This window comes from Halomarina ordinaria (assembly GCF_030553305.1).
Taxonomy (GTDB): domain Archaea; phylum Halobacteriota; class Halobacteria; order Halobacteriales; family Haloarculaceae; genus Halomarina; species Halomarina ordinaria.
The window spans coordinates 680,344-694,391 of the sequence record NZ_JARRAH010000001.1 but is presented as its reverse complement, the minus strand read 5'-3'; the positions used below and the strand labels follow the sequence as shown (position 1 = coordinate 694,391).

Sequence of the window (14,048 nt, the reverse complement as noted above, 5' to 3'; positions counted from 1 at the left end):
CCGTTCTACTCGTATGCACGCCCTCCACCCGCGGGTCCGCGTCGCGTGGGCCCTCTCCTCGCTCGTCGGGGCGGTCACGCTCGGCGCGGGCGCCGTCGCCGTCGACCGGTTCCTCCTCTCGCTACCGGGAGGGCCGGCGCTCGGCGTGGCGGTCGGCCTCGGCCTCGCCCTCCTCGGCGTCGGAAGCGCGCTCCTGCACTACCGGGTCTGGCGTTACGACGTCCAGGACGACGCCCTCTACCTCGAACGTGGCGTCCTCACACGTGTCGAGAGCGCCGTCCCCTACGTCCGCGTCCAGCACGTCGACACCCAGCGCGGCCCGGTCGAGCGCGCCCTCGGCCTCGCGAGCGTCGTCGTCTACACGGCCGGGTCCCGCGGCGCCGACGTGACCGTCCCCGGCCTCGAACCGGACCGCGCCCGCGCCCTGCAGGGACGCCTGCGCGAACTCGCCACCGAGAGCGAACCGGAGGACGGCGTGTGAGGCTCCACCCCCTGACCGCCGTCGTTCGGGCCGTTCGCTACGGGTTCAACGCCGGTGCCGTCGGCTTCTTCCTCGGCGGGATGGCGGCGGGGACCGTCGGGACCGACGTCGGCCTCGTGTTCGTCCTCGGACCGCTCCTCGCGCTGCTCGGTGCCGCCTACGGCCTCGCGACCTACCTCCGGTTCACCTACGAACTCACCGACGACACCCTCGACGTCGCCTCGGGGGTCGTGGGTCGCCAGGAACGCGAGATACCGCTGCGGCGCGTCCAGAACGTCGACGTCGTCCAGGGCCTGTTCAAACGACCGTTCGGCCTCGCGGTGGTCCGCGTCGAGACGGCCGGCGGCGGTAGCACGGAGGCCGTCTTCGACTTCGTGAGCGAGACGGAGGCCGAACGCCTGCGAACCGAGGTCAGACGGCGGGCCCGCGACACGGTCGCACCGACCGCCAACGGCGCCGCCGGGACCGACGGCGACGTCGGCGAACCCCCCGACGAGCGCGACTACCCCGACGGGACAGCCGCGGCCGGGGACGATACGTTTCACGAGACGGTCCCGACGCACCTGTTCGAACTGACGACGCGGGAACTGGCCGTCCTCGCGGCCAGTTCCTTCCGTCCGGGGGCGCTCGCCGCCCCGCTGTTCCTCGTGTTCTCGCCGGTCGGCCCGCTCGTCCGGTCCCTCGCCCTCTCGCTGGCCGCGCCCGTCGGCGGCCCGCGGAGTCTCGCGGGTGCCTCGCCCGACGCGCTCGTCGTCCTCGCGCTGGTCTCGCTCGTCCCGACCGTCGTCGTCGCGTGGCTCGCCAGCGCCGCGCTGACGGTCGTCGGCTACTACGGCTTCCGACTGGGACGGCTCGACGACGACCTGGTGTACGAACGGGGGCTGTTCAGCCGCTACAGCGGGAGCGTCCCGCTGTCGAAGGTCCAGACCGTCGCCGTCACGGAGAACCCCCTCGCACGGCGCCTCGGCTACGCCGGTCTCGCCGTCGAGACGGCCGGCTACGGCACCCAGCAGGCCGCCCAGGAGGGGAACCAGTCGGTCGTCCCGCTCGCCGACCGCGAGCGCGTGACGACCCTCGCGCGGCGCCTCGAAGGCGTCGAGGAGCCGGCACTCGACCCGCTCCCGGAACGGGCACGCCGGCGCTACGCCGCCCGTGGCCTGCTCGCCGTCCTCGGCGCGACGCTTCTTACCACGCTCGCGGCGTGGGCCGTCGACGGGTTCTCCCTCTGGTACCTCCCGCTCGCGCTCCTCCCCGTCGTTCCGCTGGCGGCGCACTACACCTGGGTCAACCGCGGCTACGCCCTCGCGGACGACCACGTGGTCGTGCGGAGCGGGTTCTGGCGACGCGCGACCTATCTCGTCCCCTACGACCGCCTCCAGACGGTGCAGGTGCGGGCGAGCGTGTTCCAGCGACGCCTCGGCCTCGCGAACGTCGTCGTCGACACCGCCAGCTCCGCCCGCCTCGGGTCGACCGACGCGACCGTCTTCGACGTCGACCGCGCCACCGCGACCGACCTCGCCCGGACGCTCCGCGAGCGCCTCCAGCGGAGCCTCCACCGCGGACGCCGTCGCGAGCGCCCCGTCCGCGAGGCGTAGGGGGATTTCACCCCGCTCTCCAGCGGTAGAAACAAGTATGAGCGATAGTTATCCCCCGGCATGGAACTGCCGACTCCCGAGGACCTCCGCGAACGTCGGACGGAGTTGTCCCTCACGCAGAGCGAACTCGCCGACCGCGCGGGCGTCTCCCAGCCCCTCATCGCCCGTATCGAGGGCGACGACGTCGACCCGCGCCTCTCGACGCTCCGGCGAATCGTGGGCGCGCTGGACGCCGCCGAGGGCGACATCCTCCGGGCGAGTGACATCATGCACGCCCCCGTCGCCACCATCGCCCCCGACGACAGCGTCCGGGAGGCCATCGACGTGATGAGCGAGGAGGGCTACTCGCAACTCCCGGTCGTCCACGACGGCTACCCCGTCGGCATCATCAGCAACAGCGACATCCGCCAGGTCGACGAGGGGGAAGGGCTGGGGCAACTCCCCGTCGCCGACGCGATGCGCGAGTCCATCACGACGGTCACCCGCGACGCTACGCTCGACGAGATAGACAACCACCTCGACCACCACGACGCCGTCATCGTCATCGAGCGCGGCGAGATGGCCGGCATCATCACCGAGGCGGACGTCGCCGTCCACCTGCAGTAGCGCGGTTCCGGCGGCCGCTTTTTTGCCCCGTCACCCCGTAGCCCGACGGGATGACCGTCCACTACCGCGACCTGACGCTCGACTGGCTCGGCTACGCGACCCTCCGCATCGAGACGGACGAGGGGTTCGTCGCGTACCTCGACCCCGGTCGCTACGGCGTACTCACCGGCGAGTGGGAACCCGACACCCCGGGGGTCGCCCACCCGCCCGGCGAGGACTACGCACCCCACGACGCGGACCTCGTCTGCGTCACCCACGACCACCACTACGACTCCGACGGCATCGAGCGCGTCGCGACCGAGGACACGCTCGTCGTCGCCTACGAGGCCGTCGACGCCGCGACCATCTCCCGGGACGTGGCCCCCGTCGAGGCGTTCCCCCGGACCGAGCGCGTCGGCTACGGCGAGAGCGTCGCCGTCGACGGGGCGAACGTCCGTGCCGTCACCGCCTCCAACGACCCCGACGGCCCACACACCCGCGAGAACGGCGAGCCGTACCACCCCGAGGGATTCGGCTGTGGCTTCGCCCTCTCGATGGCCGGCGAGGAGGTGCTCTGGACCGGCGACTCCGACGTGCTCCCGGACCACGAGGCGGAGGACCCGACCCTCCTCGTCCCGCCCATCGGCGGGTCGTTCACGATGGACCGCCACGGGGCCGCGACGCTGGCGGAGACGCTCGCACCCGACCTCGTCCTCCCGATTCACTACAACACGTTCGCGGCGCTGGAGGCCGACTCCGGCGCCTTCGCGGCCGACGCGGCGGGACGCGGGGTGCCGGTCGTCCTCGACGAACGGTAGGCCACTGCACCTGGGTGAACTACCCCGCGTCCGCGGTGGCCCACTCCATCGCGCGGTCGACCGCCACCTCGACGGCCTCGAACTCGCCGAGGTCGGTCCACTCGTCGGTCGCGTCGTCGTACACCCAGACGGCGTACGGGTCGCCCTTGTAGCTCCCGTCCTCGACGTACAGTTCGCGGGTCCCCTCCTCTTCCAGCCAGATGCAGACCTGCTTGCCGCCCTCAAGGTCGCGCCGGCGGGTCCAGCCGTCCATGCCCATGGCTCCCGGTCGTGGAGTACGGACAAAAAGCTCAGTTCACGTCGCGCGGACGGTCCGTCCCCGGCGACTCAGGCGATGTCCATCGCGTCGAGGCGCTCGGGGAGGTACGTGTCGGTGACGAAGTCCAGACCGCGGGCGGCGAGCGCCTGCTGTTCGGCCTTCTTGTTGATGTCGAGCTGTAACTCTATCTGCTCGGTCCAGTACTCCGTCTGGAAGCGGGGGTCTTCCAGCTCCGACTCCAGCGCGTTCACGTCCGAGTCGCTCAGGGGGTCGGTCGGCAGGTCGTACTCCACGATGTCGCTCGGCTGGATGCCGATGAACTTCGCCTCGGGCGTGGCGAGATACCGAGAGAGGTGCGCGGACTTGATGGAGCCGTAGGCCACCGACCCGTAGATGCGGTAGGACCACGGGTCGCCGTCGGTGAACACCGTCACCGGCAGGTCGAGTTCGTCGTGCAGGCGCTTGGTCAGCCGGCGGGTCGCCCGTGCCGGCTGGCCACCGAGGTGGACGACGATGCAGCTGTAGTCCTCGTCGAAGCCGTTCTCGACGAGGCGGTCGCGCATCCCGCCGGTCTCGACGCACATGACGAAGTCGGCGTCGTGGTCGAGGAACTCGATGGTGTCGGGGTTGTTGGGTATCTGGTAGCCGCCCTGCCCGACGTCGTCCTGACAGTGTATCTCGCGGTCGCCCCGGTTGGTCTGCTCGCGGATGCGCAGCGGTCCCATCACCTTCGCGCCGGACTCCTCGGGCCGCATGTGGAAGTCCTCGCGCTTCACCTCGGAGACGATTTCGAGGTCCTCGATGAGGCTGTTGGACTCGTCCTGCGTGTTGAACTGCGCGGCGTCCAAGTCCCACGACTCGCTGAGGTAGTACAGCTCACGCAGGGTCGACGAGCGGTTCTCCTCGAGCTGGTTCTGCAGGAAGTCGATGACGTAGATGGCCTTCAGGAGTTTCTGGGCACCGCCGACGGAGTTGGCCGAGCGCGTCGAGTGGCGGTCGCCGTAGACCCACACGCCCTGCTCCTCGTCGTACTCGATGTTCGACTTCGTCCGGGTGGGGATACGCATCGACGGCACCTCGCCGCGGGCGAACTGGTCGTAGAACTCCGCGGCGAGGTCGATGAGCTGTTCTCTCGCGGTCTCGTCCTGGGGGTTCGTCGGTGTGTCTGAGCTCATTGGTTACGCGTTGATGGTGAGTTTCGCCGCCTCGACGCCCTCGACGGAGATGTCGAAGTCGGCGTCGCCGTTCACGTCGTACTCGAGGACGGCGCGGTCGCCGCTCGGGACGGTCGGGTTCCACTTGACGAACCACTCGCCGTCCATCGGGACGACCTGCGCGCCGTCGAGGTCGCCGGGGTCGGCGGTGAGGATGTCGGTCACCTCGAGGTCCGCGTTCGTCTCCGAGTAGTTGTTCACGACGACCCTGACGCGGCCGTCGCCGACCTCGCGCTCGACGAGGACGTTGTTCATGATGCGCGCCAGCGAGTCCTCGATGACGAGGTCGTCGCGGCCGGTGACTGCGGAGAGCTTCTCCGCCATCTGGGGGAGTATCTCGGCGATGACGTCCTGTTTGTGACGGCGACGTTCGAGCGAGCGGCGCTTGTTCAGGTACCGTTTCAGTTCGCGCGCCGCCTCGCGCAGCGCGAGTTCTATCTCGTCTTCGATGGCCGGGACGCTCGCCACGGCGTCCTTCGACTCGCTGGTGAAGGGGACGTTCGTGGAGGCGACGTGGACCATGAGGACGGCGGGACCGTTCGGCATCCCGCTGCCCCCCGGCTGGTCGAGGCCGTAGTTGCGCCAGTTGATGTCCTTGACGACGGTCGTGATGGCGCAGGCGCCCTGCTGGTACACCAGTGGAACGCGGTTGGCGAAGCGGAGGACCTCCACCTGCCCCTCCGCCTTCAGGTCGCCGCCGTAGGCGATGCCCGCCTCGACGACGAACGGGTCGCCGCCGTGGACCTCCGCGTCGCGGGTCGCCGCGGCGTAGAAGTCGGCGTCGAACTCCTTTCTGAGGCCCTCCTCCAGCAACTCGTCGGTGATGGGCGCGAGGCAGTCCGTCGGCGGCGAGAGGATGTCCGTCACCCGCATCGCCTCCAGCAGGTCGCTCGCGGTGTCGCGGTCGGCGGCCACCTCCCGCACGGGCGGGACGTCGTCGGGGACCGTCCGGCTGACGCCCCAGACCGCCTCGACGACGTTCTCGCGGGCGGTATCGCCGAAGCTCACGTCGTCGCGCTCTTTCGTCCGCTCGGCGGCCCGGCCGACGCGGGCGGCGAGCGTCTCGCGCGTGACCCGGTCGCGGCCGTCCTCGTCGTTGGCGAAGGTGGTCGCGACGCGCCGGGCGAGCGCCTCGACGGCGGCGTCGTCCTTCCGGCTGGTCGTCACCTCGTCGACGAGGCGGTAGAGGTCGGCCTCCCGGTCGGCGGTGAGCGCCTCCCACGCGGCCGCGACGGCGTTCTCGCGGACGGTCTCGCCGAAGGCCGTCCCCGTCTCCTCGGCCGTGCGCTCGGCCGCGTCCGCCACGACCGTGACGAGTTCGTGGTGCGCGACGCGGCTTCGCTCCGAGAGTACGTCGGCGACGGCGCTCGCGAACGCCTCGGTCGCGGCCTGCCCCTTGCCGTTGACCGCCTCCGCCACCCGGGCCTCGACGTCGGCGTCGACGCCCGCCCGGGGCGGTTCCCAGCTCATCTCCCGGCCGAAGTGCTGGTCGCGGAAGCTCTCGAGGAGGTTGTCGGCGGTCTTCTGGCCGACGCGGGTGAACTCCGACTGGAGGAACCCCGAGACGGAGTAGGAGTCGGTCCGACCCAGCATCTTGATGAGCGTCCCGAGTTCGACGCCGTGGGGGTGGGGGCGTATCTCCTCGGTCTCGGCGGGCAACTGGTCGGTCGCGCGCTCGAACTTCAGGTGCTCCTCCGGTTCGCGGAACTCGATGCGGGCGTGGGGGTTGACGACCGCGGTGTGTTTGATGTAGTCGTGGAGCCGCTGGCGAGCGCGCATGTTCGCCTCCATCTCCAGTTCGATGCGCGTCCCGTGGGGGCGCTCCCACGAGGTGGTCGACTCCACCGATATCTCGGGTTCGTTCGCGTCCGTGTCGATGATGAGTTCGAAGTACTGCGCGTCGGCGTCGCCCTGCGTCCGGGAGGTTATCTTCGCGGGTTTGCCGCTGGTGAGTTGCGAGTAGAGGACCGCAGCCGAGATACCGATACCCTGTTGGCCGCGCGACTGTTCGCGGGCGTGGAACCGAGAGCCGTAGAGGAGCTTCCCGAAGACCTTCGGTATCTGTGCCTTGGTGATGCCGGGGCCGTTGTCCTCGATGACGAGGCGGTAGTAGTCGCCGACCTCCGCGATCTCGACGTAGAGGTCCGGGAGGATGCCGGCCTCCTCGGTGGCGTCGAGGGCGTTGTCGACCGCCTCCTTGACCGCGGTGACGAGCCCGCGCGCCCCGCTGTCGAAACCGAGCATGTGCTTGTTCTTCTCGAAGAACTCGGCTATCGAGATGGCGCGCTGGCCCTTCGCCAGCTCCTCGGCGACGTTGCCGCCGCCACCCAGTTCAGACTGGTATGACGTCATTCCTGTCCCCCCGTTGTGACCCCCGGCTTAAAACCTCCGCGCAAGCGCGGTGAAAGTAGAACGGTTCGCGGGCGAAATCGTGACACGTAATACCAGAGGCTGTCTCACGCCCGCGTGCGCGTGCGGGGGTTTTATCAATGGCAACTTCCAAGGGCTGGCAAGAAGTTCATGTCTCACGAATCAGAGTATAGCGCGGGGCAGATTCAGGTCCTCGAGGGCCTGGAGGCCGTTCGGAAGCGCCCCGCCATGTACATCGGCTCGACGGACACCCGCGGGCTCCACCATCTCGTCTACGAGGTCGTCGACAACGCCATCGACGAGGCACTCGCCGGCTACTGCGACACCATCGAGGTGACCATCCACGACGACGACTCGGTGTCGGTCAGCGACGACGGGCGCGGCATCCCCGTCGACACCCACAGCGAGTACGACCTCCCCGCCCTCGAGGTCATCATGACCGTCCTCCACGCCGGCGGGAAGTTCGACAGCAAGTCCTACCAGGTCTCCGGCGGCCTCCACGGCGTCGGTGTGAGCGTCGTCAACGCCCTCTCGAAGTGGCTCGACGTCGAGGTGAAGCGCGACGGCGCCGTCTGGCGCGACCGCTTCGACCACGGCGAACCCGAACCCGACGCCTTCGAGCGCGTCCGCGACATGGACGCCGACGAGGAGACGGGGACGACCATCCGGTTCTGGCCGGACGACGACATCTTCGAGACGACCGCGTTCAACTTCACCACGCTCGAATCCCGCCTCCGCGAACTCGCCTTCCTCAACCCCGGCGTCGAGGTGACGCTGCGCGACGAGCGCGAGGACCTGGCGACCACCTTCCGCTACGACGGCGGTATCCGGGAGTTCGTCGCCTACCTCAACGAGAGCCGGACCGCCCTCCACGAGGACGTCGTCTACTTCGACACCGAACAGGACGACATCCAGGTGGAGGTCGCCATGCAGGCGACCGACGGCGTCCAGAGCTCCATCCACGCCTTCGCCAACAACATCAACACCCGCGAGGGCGGCACCCACCTCACGGGGCTGAAGACCGCCCTGACGCGCGTGGTCAACGACTACGCCGCGAGCAACGGCCTCGCCGACGGCATCGACGGCAATCTGAAGGGCGAGGACATCCGCGAGGGCCTCACCTGCGTCATCTCCGTCAAACACCCCGACCCCCAGTTCGAGGGACAGACGAAGACGAAACTCGGCAACAGCGAGGTCCGGGGCATCGTCGAGAGCGCCGTCCACAGCGAACTCGGGACGTACCTCGAGGAGCACCCGAAGACGGCGGCGGTCATCATCGCGAAGGCCGTCGACGCGGCGAAGGCGCGCATGGCCGCCCGGAAGGCCGAGGAGCTCACCCGGCGCAAGAGCGCCCTCTCCTCGACGTCCCTGCCCGGGAAGCTGGCCGACTGCCAGACGCGCGACCCCGAGGACGCCGAACTGTTCGTCGTCGAGGGCGACTCCGCCGGCGGGTCGGCGAAACAGGCGCGCGACCCCGGCTTCCAGGCCATCCTCCCGCTGTTCGGGAAAATCCTCAACGCCGAGAAGCACCGCCTCGACCGCGTCCTCGAGAACGAGAAGATACGCAACCTCATCACCGCCATCGGGACGGGTATCGGCGAGGAGTTCGACATCGAGAACGCCCGCTACCACAAGATAATCATCATGACGGACGCGGACGTCGACGGCGCGCACATCCGCACGCTCTACCTGACGTTCCTCTACCGTCACATGAGGCCGCTGCTGGAGGCGGGCTACGTCTACGCCGCCCAGCCGCCGCTGTACCGCATCCGCTACAAGGGCGAGACCTACGACGCGATGACGGAGGCGGACCGCGAACGCATCGTCGAGGAGGTCTGTGACGGCTCGCCCGACCAGGTCCAGCGCTTCAAGGGCCTCGGGGAGATGAACCCCGAACAGCTCTGGGAGACGACGATGGACCCGGACAACCGCATCCTGAAGCAGATAACCATCGAGGACGCGGCGGCCGCCGACCGCATGTTCTCCGTCCTGATGGGCGACGCCGTCGAACCGCGACGCGAGTTCATCAAGGAACACTCGACCGACGCCGAGTGGGTCGACATCTGATATCCGACGAAGACACACCATGGATACGCACACCAACGCAGAGCCCAGTACCGCGACGACCGACGAGGTGCGACGATGAGCACCGACCTCCCGGACGACGTCCCCGAGGTCGCAGACCAGGTCCGTCCCGTCCGCGTCGAGGAGGAGATGGAGCAGTCGTACATCGACTACGCGATGAGCGTCATCGCGGGACGCGCGCTGCCGGACGTCCGCGACGGCCTCAAACCCGTCCAGCGACGCATCCTCTACGCGATGCACGAGGAGGGCATCTCCTCGAACGCGGGCCACCGGAAGGCCTCGAACATCGTCGGGGACACGATGGGGAGCTACCACCCCCACGGCGACGCCTCCATCTACGACGCGCTGGCCCGGATGGCCCAGGACTTCTCGCTTCGCTACCCCCTCGTGGACGGCCAGGGGAACTTCGGGAGCGTCGACGGCGACCCGCCGGCGGCGATGCGCTACACGGAGGCGCGGATGGCGCCCGTCGCCGAGGAACTGCTGGCCGACATCGAGAAGGACACCGTCGACTTCCAGTCGAACTACGACGACCGGTTGGAGGAACCGTCGGTGCTCCCCGCGGCGCTGCCGAACCTCCTGCTCAACGGCTCCTCGGGCATCGCCGTCGGGATGTCGACGAACATCCCGCCGCACAACCTCGGGGAGGTGGTCGACGGCGTCGTCCACCTCATCGACAACCCCGACTGCACCGTCCGCGACCTGATGGAGTTCGTCGAGGGGCCGGACTTCCCGACGGCGGCGAACATCGTCGGGCGACAGGGCATCTACGACGCCTACCAGACCGGGCGGGGGAAGCTCCGCGTGCGCGCCGAACTGGAGGTCGACGAGGAGGCCCGCCGCATCGTCGTCACCGAACTCCCCTACCAGGAGAACAAGGCCCGGCGCGTCGAGCGCATCGCCCGCGACGTCAACGAGGGGCGCATCGAGGGCATCAGCGACCTGCGCGACGAGTCCGACCGCGACGGCATCCGCATCGTCGTCGAGCTGAAGCGCGGCGCGAACGCCGACGTGGTGCGGAACCAGCTGCTCGAACACCACCTCGAACGGACGTTCAGCATCATCTCACTGGCGCTCGTCGACGGCCAGCCCCGCGTGCTGAACCTGAAGCAACTGCTCGAACAGTACGTGAACCACCGCCGCGAGGTGGTGCGCCGACGCAGCGAACACGACCTCGCGGAGGCCGAGGACCGCGCACACATCCTCGAGGCCCGTCTGAAGGCCCTGGAGAACGTCGACAGCGTCGTCGACCTCATCCGGGGGTCCGAGGACCGCGACGCCGCGAAGGCGGGACTGCGCGAGCACTTCGAGTTCTCCCAGCCCCAGGCCGAGCACATCGTCCGGATGCAACTCGGGAGCCTCACGTCGCTCGAGGCCGCCGAACTCGAGGACGAGTACGACGACGTCACGGCCGAAATCGAACGGCTGGAGACCATCCTCGGCGACGAGGACGAACTGCTCGGCGTCATCAAGGAGGAACTGGAGTCGGTCAGAGATAAGTACGCCGACGAGCGCCGGACCTCCATCGTCGAGGACACCGGGACCGTCACCCGCGAGGACCTCATCCCCGAGGAGGAGATGGTAGTCGTGCTCACGGAGGGCGACTACGTCAAGCGGATGGCCCTCTCGGCGTTCGACCCCCAGCACCGGGGCGGGAAGGGCATCATCGGCACCGGCCTCAAGGACGGCGACCGGGTGAGCACCGTCTTCCAGGCGAGCACCCACGACTACCTGCTCTGTTTCACCAGCGCGGGGCAGGTCTACCAGCTGAAGACCTACGAACTGCCGGAGATGGGTCGGACCGCCCGGGGGCGCTCGGCGGTGAACCTCCTCTCGCTCGACAGCGACGAACGCGTGACGGCCATCGTCAACACCGACGACGTCGACGAGGACGAGTTCCTCACGATGGTGACGCGCGGCGGGTACATCAAGCGCACCTGCGCCACCGAGTTCGACAACATCCTCTCGACGGGCATCCGCGCCGTCTCGCTGGAGAAGGGCGACGAGTTGGTCGACGTGGCGGTCACCGACGGCGAGTCGGACGTCATCATCGGTACGGAGGCCGGCATGGCCATCCGCTTCGACGAGACGGAGGCCCGGGCGATGGGCCGGAGCGCCCGCGGGGTCAACGCCATTAAACTGACCGGCAGCAACGTCGGCACCGACAACCTCGCCGACCGGCGCGACTGGGACGGCGACGCCGTCGTCGGCCTCGTCTGCGCGAAGGAGGACGACGACCGCGACCTGCTGACCGTCACCTGGCACGGCTACGGCAAGCGTACCCCCCTCTCCGAGTACCGCAAGCAGTCGCGCTACGGGAAGGGGCTCATCGACATCAAGACGAACGCGCGCAACGGCCACGTCGTCGCGCTGAAGACCGTCCGCGAGGACGACGACCTCGTCATCATGAGCGAGGGGGGTCAGATAATGCGCACCCACGCGAGTGAGGTGTCCGAGCAGGGACGCAACACACAGGGCGTGCGCGTCATGCGACTCGACGACGACGACTGGGTGGCGAGCGTCGACGTGTCGACCGTCGACGTGTCGACCGTCGACGAGGAGTAGGTCCGTCGAACCCCCGGCGAAACCACCCTGCGGCGTTACGTTCTTCACCTCGGCTGGCCAACTCCATTCTAAATGAGGCGAGATTACTTCACCCTCGATGTCGACCCCGGTCCGGAGGAGGGCGCCAAGCCGGTGGTGACCGTCGACTTCGACGGCCCTGAGGGGCCGTTCGAGACCCGCCTGACCGACGAGTCCGGGGAGACGCTCGACGCTGCGCGTGTCGACGTCGCCTACCGTCTGCAGGACCCCGAGATGGGCCCCGGCGCCACGGGCGTCTTCTCGATAACCAACCGCATCACCGGCGACTACGTCCTCGAGGTCAACGTGGAGGCGACGACGGTCATCGACCTCGTGACGGCCGCGCGCGCCTACGGCAAGGCGGCCGACATCGACGACGGTCGCTACCAGATAGCCATCAGTATCGACGACGAGCAGGTCGCCACCTACGACAAGTCGACGTTCCTCGTCTACGACATCGCGGGGGAACTGCTCCGCCAGCACAGTCTCATCCCGAGCGGCGTCGAACTCTGAGGCCGGGACGCACGTTCCCTCCTCACTTCCCTTCTCCCACTTGCCCCCGCCGCCCGCGACGGACCGACACGAATCGAGATAAGTACCTCCCACCCCGCGTACGGACATGGACCTCTTTGGGACCGCGGGAATTCGCGGCGACGCCCGCGAGCGAGTGACGCCGGAACTGGCGCTCGCCGTGGGGCGGGCCATCGGACGGGACGCCGAGGAACTCGTCGTCGGGCGCGACGGCCGCGAGACGGGGCCGTCGCTCGCGGCGGCGGTGGAAGCCGGCGTGACGAGCGCCGGCGCGACCGTCCTCCGGGTCGGACAGGTACCGACGCCGACGCTCGCGTTCGCCTCGCGCGGGCGCCACGGCCTCCAGGTGACGGCGAGCCACAACCCGCCGACCGACAACGGACTGAAACTGTTCGTCGACGGCGAGGAGTACGACGGGGCGGGCGAGGCGCGCATCGAGCGCCGGGTCGCCGACGAGGCGCCCCCCGTCGCGTGGGACGAGTGGGGCGACTCGCGGGCGGTCGACCCGCTGTCCGACTACCGTCGCGCGGTCGTCGCCTACGCCCGCGAGCGGGGGGCCGCCCTCGATGGCGTGACCGTCGTCCTCGACTGTGGGAACGGGATGGCGGCGCTCGCCGCGCCGCAGGTGCTCCGGGACCTCGGCGCGCGCGTCGTCGCGCTCAACGCGACGGTCGACGGACACTTCCCCGGCCGGCCGAGCAAGCCCACCCCGGAGACGGTGACGGACCTCCGTCGGTTCGTCGCCGACTGCGAGGGACCGGTACTCGGCCTCGCCCACGACGGCGACGCGGACCGCATCGTCGTCGTCGACCGGTCGGGCGAGGTCGTCCACGAGGACACCGTCCTCGCCGTCCTCGCCGAGCACTACGTCCGCGAGAGCGACGCGGCCGACCCGGTGGTGGTGACGACGCCGAACGCCTCCGGGCGCATCGACGAGCGCGTGGCGGCCGCCGGCGGTCGCACCGAACGGGTGAAACTCGGCTCGCTCCACGAGGGCATCGCGGCCGTCCGGACGGCGGGCGGCGACGTCGTCTTCGCGGGCGAACCGTGGAAGCACATCCACACGGCGTTCGGGCCGTGGATAGACGGCGTGGCGAGCGCCGCCGTGCTCGCGGTGCTGGTCGGGGCGGCGGCCGGTCCCGACGGCACCGGCGGCCTCGCGGCGCTACGCGACCCCGTCACCGAGCGGCCCTACCGGAAGGTGAGCGTCCGCTGTCCCGACGAGGCGAAGGCGGGGGCGATGGCGCTGTTGACCGACCGCCTGCCGGCCGCCTTCCCCGAGGCGACCGTCGAGACGGAGTACGGCGTTCGCCTGGACTTCGGCGGGGCGTGGACGCTGGTGCGCCCGAGCGGGACCGAACCCTACGTCAGGGTGTACGCGGAGAGCGAGACGGTCGACGAGCTGGTGGCGACGGTCGTCGACGAGGTGGAGGCGGCCGTCTCGGACGCCGAGTAAGCCGACGACGGCACGTTTCCGTCGCGTGTACCGTTCCGTTCGTCCGTCGTTACCCGGGATTAATCGACGTT

General features: G+C 69.3%; 11 protein-coding genes. 8 read left to right on the top strand and 3 right to left on the bottom strand.

Annotated elements, in window-relative coordinates; genetic code table 11:
• Positions 1 to 13: 13 nt before the first annotated feature.
• Genes P1Y20_RS03695 through P1Y20_RS03680 form a run of 4 tightly spaced genes read left to right on the top strand, consistent with a single transcriptional unit; the run spans position 14 to position 3,479 of the window.
• The gene (locus P1Y20_RS03695) at positions 14 to 481 is read left to right on the top strand and encodes a PH domain-containing protein (protein WP_304447305.1); all 468 of its coding nucleotides are present in this window, start codon (positions 14 to 16) and stop codon (positions 479 to 481) included.
• Complete coding sequence (locus P1Y20_RS03690) at positions 478 to 2,076, top strand: PH domain-containing protein (protein ID WP_304447304.1); 1,599 nt, start codon at positions 478 to 480, stop codon at positions 2,074 to 2,076. Before P1Y20_RS03695 ends, P1Y20_RS03690 begins: the two co-directional genes overlap by 4 nt.
• A 60-nt stretch (positions 2,077 to 2,136) precedes the next feature.
• Complete coding sequence (locus tag P1Y20_RS03685; protein ID WP_304447303.1) at positions 2,137 to 2,682, top strand: CBS domain-containing protein; 546 nt, start codon at positions 2,137 to 2,139, stop codon at positions 2,680 to 2,682.
• Positions 2,683 to 2,732: 50 nt separating this feature from the next.
• Entirely contained in the window at positions 2,733 to 3,479 is a 747-nt protein-coding gene (locus tag P1Y20_RS03680; protein ID WP_304447302.1) for an MBL fold metallo-hydrolase, read from the top strand.
• Between the two features lie 19 nt (positions 3,480 to 3,498).
• Here the strand turns inward: P1Y20_RS03680 and P1Y20_RS03675 are convergent, their stop codons facing one another.
• The 3 genes from P1Y20_RS03675 to P1Y20_RS03665 form a co-directional block, all read right to left on the bottom strand.
• On the bottom strand, positions 3,499 to 3,738 hold the full coding sequence (locus P1Y20_RS03675) for a hypothetical protein (protein WP_304447301.1): 240 nt from the start codon (positions 3,736 to 3,738) through the stop codon (positions 3,499 to 3,501).
• Between the two features lie 68 nt (positions 3,739 to 3,806).
• Positions 3,807 to 4,913 (bottom strand): DNA topoisomerase IV subunit A, encoded by a 1,107-nt coding sequence (locus P1Y20_RS03670; protein ID WP_304447300.1) that lies wholly within the window; start codon positions 4,911 to 4,913, stop codon positions 3,807 to 3,809.
• 3 nt (positions 4,914 to 4,916) lie between these two features.
• A complete protein-coding gene (locus tag P1Y20_RS03665) occupies positions 4,917 to 7,304 on the bottom strand; it encodes a DNA topoisomerase VI subunit B (protein ID WP_304447299.1) in 2,388 nt (795 codons plus the stop codon).
• 168 nt (positions 7,305 to 7,472) lie between these two features.
• Here P1Y20_RS03665 and gyrB point away from each other — a divergent pair, with 168 nt between their 5' ends.
• The 4 genes from gyrB (at position 7,473) to P1Y20_RS03645 (ending at position 13,977) form a co-directional block, all read left to right on the top strand.
• A complete protein-coding gene (gene gyrB / locus P1Y20_RS03660; protein ID WP_304447298.1) occupies positions 7,473 to 9,389 on the top strand; it encodes a DNA topoisomerase (ATP-hydrolyzing) subunit B in 1,917 nt (638 codons plus the stop codon).
• A gap of 75 nt (positions 9,390 to 9,464) precedes the next feature.
• Positions 9,465 to 11,972 (top strand): DNA gyrase subunit A, encoded by a 2,508-nt coding sequence (gyrA, locus tag P1Y20_RS03655; protein WP_304447297.1) that lies wholly within the window; start codon positions 9,465 to 9,467, stop codon positions 11,970 to 11,972.
• 72 nt (positions 11,973 to 12,044) lie between these two features.
• The gene (locus P1Y20_RS03650) at positions 12,045 to 12,503 is read left to right on the top strand and encodes a DUF5793 family protein (protein WP_304447296.1); all 459 of its coding nucleotides are present in this window, start codon (positions 12,045 to 12,047) and stop codon (positions 12,501 to 12,503) included.
• Between the two features lie 106 nt (positions 12,504 to 12,609).
• Entirely contained in the window at positions 12,610 to 13,977 is a 1,368-nt protein-coding gene (locus P1Y20_RS03645) for a phosphohexomutase domain-containing protein (protein WP_304447295.1), read from the top strand.
• The last annotated feature ends 71 nt before the right edge of the window (positions 13,978 to 14,048 follow it).

What these genes read in the sequence shown, in the direction of transcription:
- P1Y20_RS03695 (WP_304447305.1), top strand. Translation starts at nt 14, where the DNA reads ATGCACGCCCTCCACCCGCGGGTCCGCGTCGCGTGGGCCCTCTCCTCG.
- P1Y20_RS03685 (WP_304447303.1), top strand. Translation starts at nt 2,137, where the DNA reads ATGGAACTGCCGACTCCCGAGGACCTCCGCGAACGTCGGACGGAGTTG.
- P1Y20_RS03680 (WP_304447302.1), top strand. Translation starts at nt 2,733, where the DNA reads ATGACCGTCCACTACCGCGACCTGACGCTCGACTGGCTCGGCTACGCG.
- P1Y20_RS03675 (WP_304447301.1), bottom strand. Translation starts at nt 3,738, where the DNA reads ATGGGCATGGACGGCTGGACCCGCCGGCGCGACCTTGAGGGCGGCAAG.
- P1Y20_RS03670 (WP_304447300.1), bottom strand. Translation starts at nt 4,913, where the DNA reads ATGAGCTCAGACACACCGACGAACCCCCAGGACGAGACCGCGAGAGAA.
- P1Y20_RS03665 (WP_304447299.1), bottom strand. Translation starts at nt 7,304, where the DNA reads ATGACGTCATACCAGTCTGAACTGGGTGGCGGCGGCAACGTCGCCGAG.
- gyrB (WP_304447298.1), top strand. Translation starts at nt 7,473, where the DNA reads ATGTCTCACGAATCAGAGTATAGCGCGGGGCAGATTCAGGTCCTCGAG.
- gyrA (WP_304447297.1), top strand. Translation starts at nt 9,465, where the DNA reads ATGAGCACCGACCTCCCGGACGACGTCCCCGAGGTCGCAGACCAGGTC.
- P1Y20_RS03650 (WP_304447296.1), top strand. Translation starts at nt 12,045, where the DNA reads ATGAGGCGAGATTACTTCACCCTCGATGTCGACCCCGGTCCGGAGGAG.
- P1Y20_RS03645 (WP_304447295.1), top strand. Translation starts at nt 12,610, where the DNA reads ATGGACCTCTTTGGGACCGCGGGAATTCGCGGCGACGCCCGCGAGCGA.